General features: G+C 31.6%; 12 protein-coding genes and 4 pseudogenes. 12 read left to right on the top strand and 4 right to left on the bottom strand.

The features are described from left to right. Positions 1-631: 631 nt before the first annotated feature. Positions 632-760 carry a hypothetical protein gene (locus tag ACZDYH_RS27070; RefSeq protein ID WP_000939299.1) on the bottom strand — a complete coding sequence of 43 codons (129 nt, stop codon included), beginning with the start codon at positions 758-760 and terminating at the stop codon, positions 632-634. A gap of 429 nt (positions 761-1189) precedes the next feature. On the opposite strand from ACZDYH_RS27070, the gene ACZDYH_RS27065 reads away from it, so the two are divergent. From ACZDYH_RS27065 to ACZDYH_RS27020, 10 genes and pseudogenes are all read left to right on the top strand, one after another. After that, entirely contained in the window at positions 1190-2419 is a 1230-nt protein-coding gene (locus ACZDYH_RS27065) for a helix-turn-helix domain-containing protein (RefSeq protein ID WP_102956889.1), read from the top strand. Between the two features lie 1179 nt (positions 2420-3598). After that, positions 3599-4918, top strand: coding sequence for a hemolytic enterotoxin HBL lytic component L2 (hblC, locus tag ACZDYH_RS27060; RefSeq protein ID WP_102956890.1), 1320 nt, complete (start codon positions 3599-3601; stop codon positions 4916-4918). 60 nt (positions 4919-4978) lie between these two features. After that, positions 4979-6199 carry a hemolytic enterotoxin HBL lytic component L1 gene (hblD, locus tag ACZDYH_RS27055; protein ID WP_000714435.1) on the top strand — a complete coding sequence of 407 codons (1221 nt, stop codon included), beginning with the start codon at positions 4979-4981 and terminating at the stop codon, positions 6197-6199. A 36-nt stretch (positions 6200-6235) separates the two neighbouring features. After that, positions 6236-7363 carry a hemolysin BL binding component B gene (gene hblA / locus ACZDYH_RS27050; protein ID WP_102956891.1) on the top strand — a complete coding sequence of 376 codons (1128 nt, stop codon included), beginning with the start codon at positions 6236-6238 and terminating at the stop codon, positions 7361-7363. Positions 7364-7738: 375 nt separating this feature from the next. Further along, on the top strand, positions 7739-9139 hold the full coding sequence (gene hblB, locus ACZDYH_RS27045) for a hemolysin BL regulatory component HblB (RefSeq protein WP_434712304.1): 1401 nt from the start codon (positions 7739-7741) through the stop codon (positions 9137-9139). A gap of 20 nt (positions 9140-9159) precedes the next feature. After that, a pseudogene (locus tag ACZDYH_RS27040) lies at positions 9160-9387 on the top strand (hypothetical protein); the annotation flags it as partial. 430 nt (positions 9388-9817) lie between these two features. Then, positions 9818-12223 carry a PAS domain S-box protein gene (locus tag ACZDYH_RS27035; RefSeq protein WP_434712302.1) on the top strand — a complete coding sequence of 802 codons (2406 nt, stop codon included), beginning with the start codon at positions 9818-9820 and terminating at the stop codon, positions 12221-12223. Between the two features lie 360 nt (positions 12224-12583). Next, positions 12584-14083, top strand: coding sequence for a spore germination protein (locus ACZDYH_RS27030; RefSeq protein ID WP_016122777.1), 1500 nt, complete (start codon positions 12584-12586; stop codon positions 14081-14083). 20 nt (positions 14084-14103) lie between these two features. Next, the gene (locus tag ACZDYH_RS27025) at positions 14104-15186 is read left to right on the top strand and encodes a GerAB/ArcD/ProY family transporter (protein WP_434712299.1); all 1083 of its coding nucleotides are present in this window, start codon (positions 14104-14106) and stop codon (positions 15184-15186) included. Positions 15187-15188: 2 nt separating this feature from the next. Then, entirely contained in the window at positions 15189-16268 is a 1080-nt protein-coding gene (locus ACZDYH_RS27020) for a Ger(x)C family spore germination protein (RefSeq protein WP_432447423.1), read from the top strand. A gap of 402 nt (positions 16269-16670) precedes the next feature. Here the strand turns inward: ACZDYH_RS27020 and ACZDYH_RS27015 are convergent. The 3 genes and pseudogenes from ACZDYH_RS27015 to ansR all read right to left on the bottom strand — a co-directional run. Continuing rightward, a pseudogene (locus ACZDYH_RS27015) lies at positions 16671-16757 on the bottom strand (IS3 family transposase); the annotation flags it as partial. 103 nt (positions 16758-16860) lie between these two features. Then, positions 16861-17076, bottom strand: a pseudogene (locus ACZDYH_RS27010) (DUF1304 domain-containing protein); the annotation flags it as partial. A gap of 57 nt (positions 17077-17133) precedes the next feature. Next, the gene (ansR, locus tag ACZDYH_RS27005) at positions 17134-17511 is read right to left on the bottom strand and encodes an HTH-type transcriptional regulator AnsR (protein ID WP_000893569.1); all 378 of its coding nucleotides are present in this window, start codon (positions 17509-17511) and stop codon (positions 17134-17136) included. Positions 17512-17695: 184 nt separating this feature from the next. On the opposite strand from ansR, the gene ansA reads away from it, so the two are divergent. Together ansA and ACZDYH_RS26995 are read left to right on the top strand one after the other, a co-directional pair. Further along, positions 17696-18700 (top strand): asparaginase, encoded by a 1005-nt coding sequence (gene ansA, locus ACZDYH_RS27000; protein ID WP_000722302.1) that lies wholly within the window; start codon positions 17696-17698, stop codon positions 18698-18700. Between the two features lie 53 nt (positions 18701-18753). Next, positions 18754-18894 (top strand): annotated as a pseudogene (locus ACZDYH_RS26995) (lyase family protein); the annotation flags it as partial.

The raw sequence follows: 18894 nt of genomic DNA, 5'->3' as shown, positions 1-18894 counted from the left end.
TGACATAGGTATCAAAAGATAATCAACCCGATATGAACGATGTATGAGCCTTTAAAAGAGTTTTGGTGTTATTTGCAATTTTAATTTCATAATACTTAAGCCGATATAATAAAATGTTTTATGTCTAAATTGATATAAAGTAATAATTATTAAATGATATTTCTTTTTTATAGAATAAGTAAAAACTGATATTGTAGTAATTACTGTTTTGAGGACAATTTACTGTGCACCTTAATTATTGAAGTTTTTTTGTTGATTAAAAACTATTGTATTTGGAAATTAATAATAAGTTTATCCCGCTATTTGCCGGGCAGTAAGACCTCCACCTCAAAATTCAGCGGAAGCAAAGAAGTTAGGTGGGGGGCGGGCTGCCCGTAAAAGCCCGATTGGTGAGGGCTAATAATCAGTGGGGGATGAACAAAACCCCCACTGATTAAAGTTTCACTTTATGTGATGCGGTAATAAAACTATCTAGTTTGCTATTCTTAGTATTTGTAAAGTCTATATATTTTTTCCTCTTTTGTGGAAAGTAAAACTATTGTTACGACCAGTAATATAGTGTCATGTTTTTGAATATTCCATTCGTTTTTTATTTTTAGTTGATGAAAAGACCTTTCTCTCAATTAAATATTTAATTGAGTACTTGAATTTCCTCCACCTTGTACTTTTCAAAGCATAGTGCTTCAAAAATAGCCGTATCGCTTTCATCTGTTTCCAATTTCACAACTTCTTTATTATCTTTTTCTAAAATTTGGAGCAAAATAGTTTTTCAGTTTCACATGTAAATTAGCAGTATTTATTTTTTGAATTCAATTTGTATAAATGATTGAATTGGAACTTTGACTGTTGTTTCTTGCGGTGGTACAGTATCTCCTGTTACTTTCGCTTTATTTTAAATCTTTTTCCAGCTTTGTCCTCGCATTGACTACCACTGTATTTTGTAGTACTTCACTGTTTTCTCAAGTTCAATAATTATATTTTGTAGAATTAAGAAAAGAACTTAGTGTATTTCCTTTACTTATCTACTCTGATATTTAGATGCTAACTACAATTAAATAATATATGATTTTTATAAAAAAGATATAGTAATATTTTGTTGTGAATTGTACTAATTTGATATTTTATAGTATTATTTGTCGTGAATTATATATAACAAAATATATTTTATGGATCTATAAAGGAGAATGTAATGAATACTTCTATCGATATACAACACTTGTGTGATCTTGCACATAAAGCATTTAATGCCCCTGTACATATTTTATCTGCAGGCAGAAAAATTTTATATCATTCTACATCTGATAATGTTTGTAGTCCTTTTTATTCTTCAAAAGAAGAACATCTTAGTGATATTTATCAAGAAAACGATCCCTGTAACTTGCCGCTTTTCCGAAGCAACAACTATCTTGAAAATTTTGTTCTAATTCATATAGAAAATCATGATGATATTAAAGGGACTATTATAATCGGTCCTACTATACATTCAAAAGATTCAGATGATATGATCATAAAATTTCAGAAAGAATTTAAATCAAATGATAACATTCAAGAAAGACTTGCCTATTATCAGTGTTTATCTGAGATTAAAAAAACTACATTAATTGATATGGGAATTTTATTACATTACATGATTTTCAATGAAAAGTTAGATGTAGATATTGTCTTGGAAAAAAATAAAGTACTAGAGGAAGTTCCTAATAAAATTGTGAAACCGGATTTATATATTTTAAAACGCCGACAAAACAAACCTAAAACGCACAATATGGCATTAGTAAATGATTTCTTTTCGACTATTAAAGAAGGAAATAAAAAAAAGTTAATACAGTATATGTATGCGGTTTCGCAAGAAGATGTTGAACTTATGCTAATAGAGGATCCGCTCAGGAATCAAAAAAACCTTGGAATTATTGCGATTACCTTAGCCACTCGATATGCAATAGAAGGAAACCTGCCACCAGATATTGCTTTTGCTCATAGTATTTTATATATACAAACCCTGGAACAATTAGATAATGTAGAATCTGTAAAGCGATTGTCAGGGGATGCTTTACGTACTTTTGCAGATCGTGTGAAAGAATACAATGCAAAAAAGTATTCTTACGCGGTTACTACATGTATAAAACATATTAATAAAAATGTTTACGATGGAATATCTCTGAATGAACTTGCTAATCATTTAGAAATTACGCCTACTTATCTGTCTAAACTATTTAAAAAAGAAATGGGAATTACTTTAAGCGAATATATTCAAAGGGAAAGAGTGGAAGAAGCAAAAAAATTATTAACACTCACTACTTATTCGTTATCAGATATCTGTGCTTGGCTTAACTTTAATGACCAAAGTTATTTTATAAGAGTTTTCAAAAAAATCACTAGTATGACTCCTAGGCAGTACCGTGAAAAATATACAGTAATATAAGCTTGTTATCTGCTGTCTTCAATGTAAAGACTTAAACATGGGTATAAGTATCCCAAAAAATGAAAATACACTAACCATTATTTTGCTAAAGAAAACAAAAAGACAGAAGGCTGCAAAGTGTTCCAAGGAAGCTTTGCAGCTTTTTTGTAATTTAAAACCTATGTTTATAACGAAGATAAGTTTATAGACTAATATCTTCGTACTGGATATTTATTAATAATGATATTAGGATTTTTTGTGAAAAATCAATAATATAACATATATTACTAAATATATCTACATTTTATGCAATTATACATAACTAAATAAAGGTAAAAAAGTATAAAAAGACCTATTATATTATTCTATAAGTATTTTTTCTAAAATAAAATTTCTTGGTTGAGCTAAAATAGTTATTTTTAACCGTATACACATTAATTTGTAATCATTCCAATTACAGAAATGAAATTTACGAATAACTATATTTATATAATTTTTTTTGGGGCATATTTTTATTTAACAGTGAATTATCGAACTTAATCGACAAAATTTTTCTATTTACGCATTAAAAATTTAATGTTTTAATGAACAACATAACTGGTATGACCAGACAGAAAGGAGAAGGTTACGCTAGTAGGAATTATAGTGAAGTTATAAGTAACATTATGTCTTTAATAATTTTCTGAATAGTCAATTTATTTACAAGAGGTCAAGAATCAAATTGGTAATAAACGTGTTCTAAGTTTCTGCATAACAAAAGTGAAGTTATTCCGCAATAAAAGTATAAGCGATGTACAGTATAATTTCATTTTTTGTTGTCTAGTAAGGAGTTTGCTGACAAAACTAAGAGGGATATTATCAAATTGAAATTAAACAATGTTATGACAAGATTAACTGTAAGCATTGGTTTATTGATCCTCACGATTCTGTAAGTTAAACCGCAACTTTAGGAAAGAATTAATAATTTACTACTCATAAGGTGCCTGATTCAAATATAGTTAATAAATTTTTGTTATTTATATTTTAAAAAATAGAGTATCGAAATGAGAGATAAATAAAATCCTTATATCCTATTAGAAGTAAAAAACAACGATATTAACGTATCTGAAAGATTTCTCCTTCTTATCCAGTTTACAAAGAGAGCGGTCGTACAAGTTATATGAATTAAGTTATAAAAACAATGGTAAAGGAGTGTACGGAATGAAAACTAAAATAATGACAGGATTTTTAATAACATCCATTGTAACTGGAGCAACTATTCCTATCAATACTCTCGCAACACCAATCGTTCAAGCAGAAACTCAACAAGAAAACATGGATATTTCTTCATCATTACGAAAATTAGGTGCGCATTCTAAATTAGTCCAAACGTATATTGATCAATCTTTAATGAGTCCTAATGTACAGCTAGAGGAAGTCACAGCTTTAAATACCAATCAATTCCTAATCAAACAAGATATGAAGGAATGGTCATCGGAACTCTATCCACAGTTAATTCTATTAAATTCAAAAAGTAAAGGATTTGTAACAAAATTTAATAGTTATTACCCGACATTAAAATCGTTTGTAGACAATAAAGAAGATAGAGAAGGGTTTTCGGATAGACTTGAAGTACTTCAAGAAATGGCTATGACGAATCAAGAAAATGCGCAACGACAAATCAATGAATTAACAGATCTTAAATTACAGCTTGATAAAAAATTAAAAGATTTTGATACTAATGTGGCAACTGCGCAAGGCATACTAAGTACAGATGGAACAGGAAAAATAGATCAGTTAAAAAATGAAATATTAAATACCAAAAAAGCAATTCAAAATGATTTACAGCAAATTGCATTAATACCAGGGGCTTTAAATGAACAGGGATTTGCTATATTCAAAGAAGTTTATAGTCTTTCAAAAGAAATTATTGAACCGGCTGCTCAAGCAGGGGTGGCAGCGTATAACAAAGGAAAAGAAATTAACAACTCTATTTTAGAAGCGGAGAAAAAAGCGGCGCAAGAAGCGACAGAACAAGGTAAAACTGCTCTAGAGATTGAAGCAGCAAAAAAAGCAGCTCGTGAAGCAATTGAGAAAAGCAAACAAGGTGAAATAGCAGCCGCAGCCGCAGCAAAAACACAAGAGTATGACCTGATGAAGGTCATTGATACCGAAAAGATTAAGAAAACATTTGGCGTTTTTGCTGAAGTAAATAAATTAACAGCAGAACAGCGAGCATATTTAGATGATTTAGAGAAACAAAATCAAAAAATATATGATTTAACAACGAAATTATCAATAGCTGATTTACAAAAATCAATGCTTCTTCTTACACAAAATGATTTGCATACGTTTGCAAATCAAGTAGATGTAGAACTTGATCTACTAAAGCGCTATAAAGAAGATTTAAATCTAATAAAAAATAGCATTACAAAATTATCTACTAATGTTGATACAACTAACGAGCAGTCTCAAAAAGATACATTAAGACAATTAAAAAATGTAATAAGTTACCTTGAAGAACAAGTATATAAATTTTGATATTACGTTTTTGAAAATCTATAAAGATTATAAGCATTTAGCGAAAGAAGGAGAATAGTCATGAAAAAATTTCCATTCAAAGTACTAACTTTAGCTACATTAGCAACTGTTATAACTGCTACTACCGGTAACACTATTCATGCATTTGCACAAGAAACGACCGCTCAAGAACAAAAAGTAGGCAATTATGCATTAGGCCCCGAAGGACTGAAGAAAGCATTGGCTGAAACAGGGTCTCATATTCTAGTAATGGATTTATACGCAAAAACAATGATTAAGCAACCAAATGTAAATTTATCTAATATCGATTTAGGGTCAGAGGGGGGAGAGTTGCTCAAAAATATTCACCTTAATCAAGAGCTGTCACGAATCAATGCGAATTACTGGTTAGATACAGCGAAGCCACAGATTCAAAAAACTGCTCGTAATATTGTAAATTACGATGAACAATTTCAAAATTATTACGACACATTAGTAGAAACTGTACAAAAGAAAGATAAGGCAGGTCTAAAAGAGGGTATAAATGATTTAATTACTACAATCAATACAAATTCAAAAGAAGTTACAGATGTGATTAAGATGCTACAAGACTTCAAAGGGAAACTATATCAAAATTCTACAGATTTTAAAAATAATGTTGGTGGTCCAGATGGGAAAGGTGGATTAACTGCAATATTAGCAGGTCAACAGGCAACGATTCCACAACTTCAAGCTGAAATTGAGCAACTTCGTTCTACTCAGAAAAAACATTTTGATGATGTATTAGCATGGTCAATTGGTGGTGGATTGGGAGCAGCTATTTTAGTTATTGCAGCTATTGGAGGAGCGGTAGTTATTGTTGTAACTGGCGGTACAGCAACACCGGCTGTTGTTGGTGGACTCTCGGCTCTTGGTGCAGCTGGTATCGGTCTAGGAACAGCGGCTGGTGTCACAGCATCTAAGCATATGGACTCCTATAATGAAATTTCTAACAAAATCGGAGAATTAAGTATGAAAGCAGATCGTGCTAATCAAGCAGTTCTTTCGCTTACTAACGCGAAAGAAACATTGGCATATCTATATCAGACTGTAGATCAAGCGATATTGTCTCTAACAAATATTCAAAAGCAATGGAATACAATGGGTGCAAATTATACAGATTTATTGGATAATATCGATTCTATGCAAGACCACAAATTCTCTTTAATACCAGATGATTTAAAAGCCGCTAAAGAAAGTTGGAATGATATTCATAAAGATGCAGAATTCATTTCAAAAGATATTGCTTTTAAACAGGAGTAGAACTGAAATTTAAAACCTAAATTGGAGGAAAATGAAATGATAAAAAAAATCCCTTACAAATTACTCGCTGTATCGACGTTATTAACTATTACAACTGCTAATGTAGTTTCACCAGTAACAACTTTTGCAAGTGAAATTGAACAAACGAACAATGAAGATACAGCACTTTCTGCAAATGAAGCGAGAATGAAAGAGACCTTGCAAAAGGCTGGATTATTTGCAAAATCTATGAATGCCTATTCTTATATGTTAATTAAGAATCCTGATGTGAATTTTGAGGGAATTACCATTAATGGATATGTAGATTTACCTGGTAGAATCGTACAAGATCAAAAGAATGCAAGGTCACATGCTGTTACTTGGGATACGAAAGTAAAAAAACAGCTTTTAGATACATTGAATGGTATTGTTGAATACGATACAACATTTGACAATTATTATGAAACAATGGTAGAAGCGATTAATACAGGGGATGGAGAAACTTTAAAAGAAGGGATTACAGATTTGCGAGGTGAAATTCAACAAAATCAAAAGTATGCACAACAACTAATAGAAGAATTAACTAAATTAAGAGACTCTATTGGACATGATGTTAGAGCTTTTGGAAGTAATAAAGAGCTCTTGCAGTCAATTTTAAAAAATCAAGGTGCAGATGTTGATGCCGATCAAAAGCGTCTAGAAGAAGTATTAGGATCAGTAAACTATTATAAACAATTAGAATCTGATGGGTTTAATGTAATGAAGGGTGCTATTTTGGGTCTACCAATAATTGGCGGTATTATAGTCGGAGTAGCAAGGGATAATTTAGGTAAGTTAGAGCCTTTATTAGCAGAATTACGTCAGACCGTGGATTATAAAGTAACCTTAAATCGTGTAGTTGGAGTTGCTTACAGTAATATTAATGAAATGCACAAGGCGCTTGATGATGCTATTAACGCTCTTACTTATATGTCCACGCAGTGGCATGATTTAGATTCTCAATATTCGGGCGTTCTAGGGCATATTGAGAATGCAGCTCAAAAAGCCGATCAAAATAAATTTAAATTCTTAAAGCCTAATTTAAATGCAGCGAAAGACAGTTGGAAAACATTACGAACAGATGCTGTTACATTAAAAGAAGGAATAAAGGAATTAAAAGTGGAAACTGTTACTCCACAAAAATAGGGAAATATTAATTCTGTTGTAAAGTGAACTAAAACATAGAAAGTCTATGATTACACTGTTAAACAGAAAAGTAATAATTGATAAATCCTTATATAACAGAAAGGCGGAGTCTCATTAAAGACTTCGCCTTTCAATTATATATAAGTATGATTCGAATAAAAAATAACCTTGTAGTTTAATTGCTTTTTTAAAATTTGCAACAGAATCGGTTAATTTGAAGTAGATTATATACATTTTCTTTAATACTTAATGATTTGAAGGCTGCTAAAGAAAGTTCAAACGATACTGATAAAAGATGTAGAACTCATTTTGAAAGACATCGCTTTTTAATAAGATTAGAACTTGAAACCATACCTTATATAGGAGGAATACGAAATGATGAAAAAAATCCCTAATAAACTACTCGCTGTATCAGCGTTTATAACTATAACAACTACTTATGCAGTCATACCAATAGAAACTTTTGCAATTGAAATTGAACAAACGAACACTGAAAATATGTCTCTTTCAGCAAATGAAGAACAGATGAAAAAAGCTTTGCAAGATGCTGGTTTATTTGCAAAAGCTATGAATGAATATTCTTATTTGCTAATTAATAATCCAGATGTGAGTTTTGAAGGAATAACTATTAATGGAAATGCAGATTTACCTAGTAAAATTGTACAAGATCAAAAGAATGCAAGAGCACATGCTGTTACATGGAATACACAAGTAAAAAAACAGCTTTTTGATACATTGACAGGCATTATAGAATACAATACAAAATTTGAAAATTATTATGAAACATTAGTAGAGGCGATCAATACTGGAAATGGAGATACTTTAAAAAAAGGGATTAAAGATCTACAGGGAGGAATTCAACAAAATCAAAAGTCTGCAAAAGCATTAATAGAAGAATTAATTCAATTAAAAAATGCTATTGGAGAAGATGTTAGAACATTTGGAAGTCATAAAGAGACATTGCAATCGATTTTAAAAAACCAAGGTGCTGATGTGGAGGCGGACCAAAAGCGTCTAGAGGACCTTTTAGGACAAGTAAAATATCAGAAAGACATAGAATCTAAGGGGTTAGACATGGTGAAAATCCCCTTTATTCCAACCTTGATTGCTGGTGGCATAATGATAGGTGATGCAAGAGGTAAGTTAGGTTGGCTAGAACCTGAATTAGCAAAATTGCGTCAGACTGTAGATTATAAAATAACATTGAATCGTGTAGTTGGAGTTGCATTTCATAATATTAGTGATATGCATAGTATGCTTGATAGTGCTATCACTGCTCTTACTTATATGTCTACGCAATGGGAGGATTTAGATTCTCAATATTCGGGTGTACTGGGACATATTGATAAAGCTGATCAAAAAGCTGATCAAAATAAATATAAATTCTTAACCCCTAGCTTGAATGCAGCGAAAAACAGTTGGAAAACATTAAAAACAGATGTTGTCACTTTGCAAGAAGGGATAAAAATTGCAGAGAAAAAAGAACAGGATTTTTTGAATCAGCTTCGTCCATCAAACGTTTTCTACTTTTATAAAAAAATTCATAACGCATACACTTTTGAAATAAAGACTGGAACAAATGCGCCAAATGCGTCTTATAAAGTTATGAATTTAACGAAAAACACTGTTCATAATATGTGGAGTGGAGGGGCTAATACTAACATGTGGGCTGATTGGCTTTCATTCAATCCAAATGATGAATTTGTGGTAGTAGCAGTAGTGGATGGTAAAGAATATGTTGTGTATAAAGACAAAGTACAAAATATAATGAACTGAATCTGAAAGTAACGAAGTAATTGGAGCTGGAGAATAAACTAGACACCAAGTTAATCGAAAAATCTCCTTATATCCTAGAATATTTTGCTCAAGAAAAAGAATTTGTTCAGCGAAAAAGTAAATATTGAACCAAGGAGTTAGTTGTATTATGTGTATGGTTTTACCGAAAGGTTTCAAGTACATTACCCATACAATTATGTAGTTATCCTGAAGCATCTACAGGTGTTCTTATCGACCTTGAAGAACTACTTAGCTTCCTAAGTGGAGTGATTTTATGCAAAATTAAGTGAACGTTTTTGTACATAGATTAGTTGACATTCATATAGATTTTTTCCATTTTCAAAGATAGTTTTGTTTTTTATGTTATTTTTCAAAAATTACTGCTGAAATTTCTATATTCATGACTCAGCATATAATCATTGTTTGATGAAATGACATACCACGTCCCTTAGAGTTTCATACGTATTACGATAACTTAAAGAAAAAAGATAATAGTAGTCAACGGTTACTATTATCTTTTTTGAACTATTTTTCATTAAAATATCCCATCTGCTGTGTTCCTTATTTACTTTTCCAGATTTTATCCTAGTTTAAAATTTATGCATTTGAACTGTTTATACAATTTGTAGGATTTTTAGCTTTTTTGTCGAATACACTTAATGCAAGGAGGGACATTACATGATTATTAAAGATTATTTCATCAACCTTTCTATTTTTTCTTTATTAGTTAGCGCAGCAATATTTATTCAAGTGTTTACAATTAATTCTAGTCGATATTTCGAAAAGCTCTATGGAGGGATTATTGCAGTTACGTTAATGTTCTTTTCTTTTCCATACATGGGATTTTCCTACGATCTTCGAGTTGTTCCTCTTATTCTATCTTTTATTTACTTTGGTCGTATTGCTGGTTGGATTACGCTAATTAGCATAATATTAATGCGTATTTTTTACATTGGAGAGTATTGGGAACCTCCTGTGATTGCTTATTTATGTATGGGGATTCTATTTTCTACTTTTAAAATTTATGTAAAAAAACTACATCCTTTTAAAAGTGCATCTTTATATTTTTCTGTTTTTATTGGAATAAAGTGGTTAGTTGGGGTATTATTTAACACTACATTACTTTACACAGGAGGCTTATTATATATAGCGTTAGGACTTTTAATTGGGCTATTTCTTATGGAAGCCTACCAGAGATTGTATTATTTAACACAGGACTTATCTAAAATGAATCGAGAATTAAAAAAATCGAAGCAAGAACTTACAGATACCGTACATGAGCTTCAAGGAGGAATTTTTAAATTTAAAAAAGTGGATAAGCACTTTATACACACTTTATGTGATGGACAGTTTTATTATCAAAACGGATTTTATTCTGAACAGGTGGTAGGAAAAAGCTTACGTACTATTGATGCTTCTATTATTCCTCCACATTTAGTTCCACAATTGATGAAGTACTATCTCCAGGCATGGGAAGGAAAAGAAATTATATTTGAATTACCTTGGCCAAATGATAAAACTATTATTCTTATTGCGCTTAGGCCAATTAAACGAAATGGACAAGTTATTGAAGTTGTTGGTTCTACAGTTGATATAACCGAAAGGAAAAAGGTAGAATCAGAATTAAGCGCTACCAAAGAATTATTAGAATCATTTATAAAGCATAATCTAGATGCTATTACCATTTCTGATCGAGAAGGGCATATTTTACAAGCCAATAAAGCTTATGAAAAGATATTTGGGTGGTCATCACAAGAAATCATAGGTAAGAGATTACCTTGTGTACCGGATTTTTTAATGGAAGAATCGCTTGAAAATATTCAGAAAATTCTAACAGGAGAATCGGTGGTTACTAGATTAGAAACTGTTAGACAACGGAGTGATGGGAGTCTTCTTGATATCAGTCTGACAGTTTCTCCTATACTAGATGTAAGAGGAAATGTGATAGCTTTATCAGCAATATGTAGAGACATCTCTGAAAGAAAACAAGCAGAAAGAGAACGGCATCGATTACACCAGCAATTAAGAGATAGTGAAATGAAGTACCGTGCACTAATCGAACAAGCAACTGATGCGGTATATGTAGTAGAGCTGAATGAAGATAATGCTCCAAGTCGATTTATTGAGGTAAACCCTGTTGGGTGTAGAAGATTTGGATATAGTAGAGAAGAGTTGCTCTCATTATCATTTTCAAATATAGTACCACAAGATTCTCAAATAATCGTAAGGTTATTAGAAAAAATTAAAAAAGGACAAACTTCCTTCACTTTGCAAGATGAATATGTTTTCCCAACAGGAAAAGTAATAACAACTGAGTTTAGTGTTCGTGTTTTTAACTTAAATGGTAAAAAAGTTTTTCTAAGTATTTCTCGTGATATCACTGAACGGCTAAAAACAGAAGAATTATTACGAAAATCTGAAAAACTTGCTGTTGTAGGACAATTAGCGACTGTAATGGCTCATGAGATTAATAATCCATTAACTGCAATGAAAGGGTTCATGCAATTACTAAAATCAACGGAAAATGAGAATAATCAGGGTTATATTAATATAGTATCATCAGAGATTGAGCGTATAGAGAGCATAACAACTGAATTTATGGCGGTAGCCAAACCACAGGTAGTAAAAATGCAACCTAATAACATTAGTGTGCTAATGGATCAAGTTTTAATGCTACTACAACCTCAAGCAATGATGCATAATATAAAATTTAGAATCGATCTTAACCCTGGTATTCCATTGATTTCATGTGAAGGAAATCAATTAAAGCAAGTATTTGTTAATATATTAAAAAATGCAATTGAATCTATGCCGATGGGAGGAGAAATTCTCATTCAATTAAATATACTTGATAATAATCAAGTAAGTATTCGTTTTATCGATCAAGGGTGTGGGATTCCAAAAGAACGTATACCATACCTCGGAGAACCTTTTTATAGTATTAAAGAAGAGGGGATTGGCTTAGGGTTAATGATCTGTTATAAAATCATTGAAACACATCAGGGAAAGGTATTTATTGAGAGTGAAGTGAATAAGGGGACTACAGTTGAAGTCACTCTCCCTATTTGTACACTTCAAAATTAAGATATTCTCTTACTGAAATTTTTTAAGAAACCATACAGAATGTAATGCCAATGTTACTTAATGAAATAATAAAGAGAAGAACACTGGTAAATGTACCCTATAGAATAGACACTTGAAAAAGCCTGTTATAAAAACATCCTTTCTTTAGAACCAAAAGAAAGGATGTTTTTAATGTTGTAATTTTTCTTGGGGACATTTCAAATTTTTACTTGTAATACATTTTTTAACTAATTTTGGTTAAGTTAGTTAAAAAGGTATTATTTTTAATGAGCATATTGACATATAAATATCCCTCATTTTTAAAATAGAAATTTCTAAAAACTATATATAGGTTCTTTTTGAAAGGAAGGGTATTATCAATTGAAACCACATGAAAAAGTACCTGTTCACTCTATAAAATCTTTGCAGGAATTAATGCAATTACTAAAAAAATCTAAAGATTTTATAACGTTGGAGATCGCTTCAAACAAATCCTCTATAGTCATTTCATATTTTAGAACCTTAATCGATGTAAATATATTTCATGAAGAGGTTTTAACTTATATAAAAGAGAAGAGCTTCGATTCATTACAAGATATTCGGTCTGTCTTACCCTTTGAAAATTCAAAAATAACAAATCAAATGGAAGATATTCAGGATAGTATTTTAAACGGCTATATACTTATTCAGTTCGATACAGATAAATTAAATGGCTTGTTAATCAATGTGGCAAAGAAAGAAAAAAGAGATATTACAAAAGCTGAAATTGAATACAATATCGTGGGTCCACAAATCGCGTTTGTTGAAGATTTAGATGTAAACTTAAATTTAGTACGTAGAAAGCTTCCAACACCTTATTTACAAATGAAGGAATTGAAAGTAGGTTCTCTATCTAACACAACCGTTGCGATTGTATATATTGAGGGAATTGTAAATGATCAAAATCTACAAGAAATTATAAAACGGGTGAGTCTAATAAAAACAGACCACGTTTTGGATAGCACGTATTTGATTCAGTTAATTGCAGACAACCCGAATTCTATATTTCCTCAATTTTTGAATACAGAACGACCAGACCGTGTAGCAGCTGTATTGGCAGAAGGGAAAATTGCACTTTTTGTAGATGGCTCACCTTATGCAATCACTCTTCCAACAACATTAATTGACTTTTTTTCTACGACAGAAGATTACACCATGCCTTGGATTATTGCCTCTTTTTTTCGTCTATTAAGGCTTTTTGCTTTTATGTTTTCTGTCTTAACGACTCCATTATATGTTGCAATCTTAACATATCATTACGAGCTTATTCCAAAAGAACTTCTTGAAACGTTAATCATATCGAGAAGTAAAGTACCTTTTCCTCCATTAATTGAAGCGCTTTTTTTAGAAATAACGATTGAATTACTGAGAGAAGCGGGGGCACGTTTACCAACTAAAGTGGGTCTAACTGTCGGTATAGTAGGTGGTATTGTAATTGGACAGGCATCTGTAGAGGCAAGTCTTACAAGTAATGTACTTATTATTATTGTTGCACTTTCAGCGCTTAGCTCATTTACAGCACCAATATATCGAATTGGTAATACAATTCGAGTAATTCGTTTTCCTTTTATAATATCTGCACACCTATTGGGTTTATTAGGAATTGTTTTAACAAGCTCTTTGCTTTTAGCACGTTTATTACGTACAGAATCATTAAGACGTCCTTATTTGTTTCCTTTTTATCCTACACGCCCTACAGATTGGAAAGACAGCATTATCCGTTTGCCGATCTCAGCGATGTTTCGACGTCCTATTTTTTCAAGATCTAAACAGCGTTTTCGTTTTAATCCAGAAGAGGTAGAGAAAAATAAAATCAAATCACGAAATGATTTTGATGATTGAAATTAACAGGGAGGAGCATTATGAAACAGATCCCAATTGAGTATCAAGTCTCTCCATATATGGTGTTTTTTTTAATTATTACTATACAGATGGGGGTTGGTATGCTTGGTTTTGAAAGGATTAGTGCAAAATTAGTTGGAAATGATGCGTGGATTAGCACGCTGCTTTTTGGAATATCTGTTAATCTTATGATTTGGATCATATATCAGATTTTAAATCAGGGTAATGGAGATATCATTGCAATCAATCAAGACGTACTTGGAAAATGGATTGGTGGATTGTTCAACTTCATTTTTTTATCTTATATTGTATTGTTAGGTGCAACAACACTACATACTTATATCGAAGTAGTACATGTTTGGATGTTTCCTTCTATTTCATCTTGGGTTATAGCAGGGGCTTTTTTAGGCTTATGTTATTACATTGTGACTGGAGGATTTCGTGTAGTTGCCGGAATCGGCTTCTTTGGAGTCGTTATCCCAAGCATTCTAATCTTCACATTTTTTTATCCTTTGCAGTATGCAGATTTCCAAAATTTATTTCCAATTGCACAGCATTCATTCCTAGAAATTATGAAAGGAATGAAAGGAAATATGTTTAGTTTTTTTGGATTTGAAATGTTATTGTTGTACTACCCATTTATTAAAAAGGCAAAAACGTCTCAAAAATATGCGCACTATGCAAATTTAGTAACGACTATTGTCTACACATACCTTATGATTTTAACTCTTGCATTTTTTAGTGAAAAACAACTAGCGAGTGCGATATGGGCATATTTAAGCATGATTAAAATTATACAATTTCCCTTTATAGAGCGGTTTGAATACATTATTGTTTCTGTTTGGGCTTTTTTTATATTACCCAATGTTTCCTTTACATTATGGGGAGTAAGTCGTGGTATAAAAGAGGCACTGGGAATAAAGCAAAAATATGTTTTGCCAGTTATCATCCTATTCATCTTTGTTTTATCATTTTTCTTGAATAATCGTAATAAAATCAACTTATTAAATACTTGGACAGGTCAAATGGGCTTTGTATATATATATGTATACCTACCTGTACTATGGCTAATTCAAACGGCCAAAATAAAGTTAAGGAGATAAACATGAAGCGATGGATACTTTTCCTTATAGTAAGTGTCTTCTTAATAGGTTGTGCTAAAACGAAAATTGTGGATGACATTGACTTAGTTCAAGTTGCGGCATATGATACCGAAGCAGAAGGTAAGCTAAAAGGAACCTTTGCGATTTCAGCTTATAAAGGAGGCGGGGAAGGTGAAACAAAAATCTATTCAGCATCAGGCCAGACTGGTAGAGAAGTTCTTGCAAGAGCATCCGAAAAATCTTCTGGACCTCTAGAGTTGGGGCAATTGCGTGTTATTATATTTAATGAAAAAATAATTGAAAAGGGAATGCAGGAAATTTTAGAGACTTTGAACCGAAATCCTAGTGTAGGAAATGCAATTTATTTAGCAATTACAAATGTAAAAGGGGAATCACTATTAAAGGGGAACTATTCTAAAGAAAAAGAAATTGCTTCCTATCTATCCTCTTTACTGGAGCAAAATATGAACAATGGAACGCAACCAAAAACAAACTTTTTTATGTTTTTAAATCAACTTGATGATGATGCGAGAGATTCCTATTTACCGATGATATCTAAAAAAGGGAATGTGTTGGAGTTAAATGGAATAGCACTTTTTAAAAGATGTAAAATGGTTGATAAAGTGAACCCTAAAGATTTATTTGTATTTAAATTGTTGACAGATAATTTTAAACAAGGTACATACCAATTCAAACTACCTGGTTCTTCAAATACTTATGCCACGATAGAGAATATAAAAGCTAGAACAAAATATAAGATGGAGGGGAATAGTAAGCGTCCATTCGTAAATGCTCATATTCAAGTTAAAGCTGAAATTCAAGAATTTACAAAAACAAAAAATCTAGATAATCCTAAAGAAATAAAAAAATTAGAAAAAATTATGGAAAAAGAAATAGAAAAAAAAGCAACTACATTGATAAAGAGATTTATTAAAAAAGACACAGATCCTATAGGACTTAGAAAGCTTGGTAGAACTCACGTAAGAAAATGGAACAGTCAAGAGTGGGAAGAATCCTATAAAGATTTACGTTTTCGTGTAACAGCTGATGTAAAAGTAACCCAATCTGGTGTCACAGAATAAATCAAATAAAATATGGGTAATTTTAACAAAAATATAGTCTCGCAGGAGATTAGGGAGAAGAGAAACGATTAACAAAGAATTTCATAAACATTAAGATGTTTTGTTAATCGTTTTTATACCTGTAGCTTTATCACTTATAGTAATCATAATTATAATAAAAGAACACCGAAACAAATTCCCGATACCATATAATTATAAGAGGACAATAAAGCATCAAGATATAATGTATGCTTTGTCTGGAAAAAAGAATTTAAGTACTTCAAGGTTAAACACTTAACTTTAAAATAGTAAATTCGTTGCTTGTAGCACTTCAACTAGACTGTGCCCCCGAAAGTTAGAAAGGTCGGTTTATTAAGTAGCCTCTAGGGAATGAGCCTAGTACAATACTGGATTCATTTCCTTTTATTTTTCCTTGATTCTTTCATGATTATAGTATTTTATATACTTTGCTAATTCTGGTTTAAATTCTGTTATACTTTCAAATTCTTTTGATACAGAAATAGACATACAAAAACGCCATTCTTTCTTATAAATTTACAGAAAGAATGGCGTATTCTTCAAAAGTGAGTTCCTTTATTGAAAAGTTTTAGTTCTATATGACAGATAAAAGGGCAAGCAACGCTAAAATAGCGAGAAATCCTTGTTTCATGATAATTGATTTATTGGATGTGAAACCTCCGGAAATAGCTGCTACCACTACACAAATGATGAAAAATAATTGAATCATATAACCAATGGGATTGTTTCCAAGTATAAGTCCCCGAGTGAGGCCAGCTGCTAAGAATTCATTATATAAACCGTTTGCAAATTAATTGTCTAAGTATTTCTAAGTTTAAAGAGTACAGTGTCTTCGTTTTTTATTGAATCAACTTTTACATGTTGGTTCAATATTTTCTATTCTCTTGGAACTTAGTTCTCGTTTACTTCTCACAAAAGCAATAAAATCTATTATCTCTTCTGTTGACAGTGCTTCTCCATCTATTAAAAGTGTTGGATCTGGATCGTTTAGGAGTCTTGTAATATCAATTACATCTTTGTTTTGATGTGAATGTTCAATTCGACCTAATATATAATCTACAGATGTATCAAATAAATCGGCTATTTTTGATAAAGATTGTAATGAAGGTAATCTATAACCATTTTCATACCCGGCATAGGTGCTTTTCGCAATCCCAAGTCGATCTGCTGTCTCTTGTAAGGACCATTTTTGATTTTTTCTTAATTTAGATAAACGTTCCAGCATTCGTCTCATACCCCATCTAATTTTATTAAATTAATTATAACATAGAAAAAGAATCAAGAATAGAAAAAAAGTACGCGTATTGAATACAAAATCTTGATTAATTCAAATTAAGTTCTATAATGATAAATATAAATACGCATTACGCGAACGATATATCGTTGTTTATTTTATGGAGGGGTTGTGTATGAAGAAAATTTTATTACTTGCAACTGGTGGGACAATTGCATCTGTGGAGGGGAATGAGGGGCTTGTTCCAGGATTGTCCGCTGAGGAATTATTGAATTATTTTTCGAAGTCTTCTCGAAACTTAGAAATAGATTGCAAAATCTTAATGAATATTGATAGTACCAATATGCAACCTGAGCACTGGAAAGAAATAGCTAATGCTGTTTTTAATCACTATGATGACTATGACGGGTTTGTGATTACACATGGAACGGATACGTTAGCTTATACATCTTCTGCGTTATCTTATATGCTGCAAGGTTTAAGAAAACCAGTTGTTTTAACAGGTTCACAAGTACCTATTAGTTTTAAAAAGACAGACGCAAAGAAAAATGTAGCTGATGCTCTTAGGTTTGCCTGTGAGGATGTTGGCGGTGTGTTTATTGTTTTTGATAGTAGGGTGATTATTGGGACGAGAGCAGTTAAAATGCGAACAAAAAGTTATGATGCATTTGAAAGTGTGAATTATCCATATGTTGCTGAGGTAAATGAAGATGAAGTGAAATATCATTGGAAGCCAACTTCCTCACATAGTGAACTTTCAATAAATACTAATTTATGTACGGATGTTTTTCTTATGAAATTGTATCCAGGTACAAAGCCTGAGGTATTTGATTGTTTAAAAGATTTGTATAAAGGGATTATTATTGAAAGTTTTGGAAACGGTGGATTACCTTTTGAAGGAAGGAACTTGCTTTCGAAAATTCAAGAGTTGACTGAAATGGGGATTGCTGTAGTGATTACTACTCAATGCCTGGAAGAAGGAGAAGACATACTTCTCTATGAAGTAGGACGGAAAGTGGCGCAACATCAAGTAATATTGTCTGGAGATATGAATACGGAAGCCATCATAGCAAAATTGATGTGGGCGCTTGGGAAAACTAATAAATTAGAAGAGATTAAAAAAATTATTGAAGAGCCTTTAGCCTACGATTTAACAATAAAATCTGATAAGGATTGGTAATGACTTCATATGATTTATTTAGGTTTTACATTTAATATGGGGGAGAAATTAAAATGGCAATGACAAACAAGAACGTGCGAGTGGAGAATGATTTTTTGGGAGGAAAGGAATTACCTATTGAGGCATATTACGGAATTCAGACTTTACGCGCTGTTGAAAATTTCCCGATTACAGGGTATAAAATTCATGAAAGT

The sequence above is a fragment of the Bacillus sp. EB V-12 genome, from assembly GCF_056158125.1.
The sequence above is the reverse complement of the archived record's forward strand: the minus strand, read 5'-3'. Positions and strand labels throughout refer to the sequence as shown.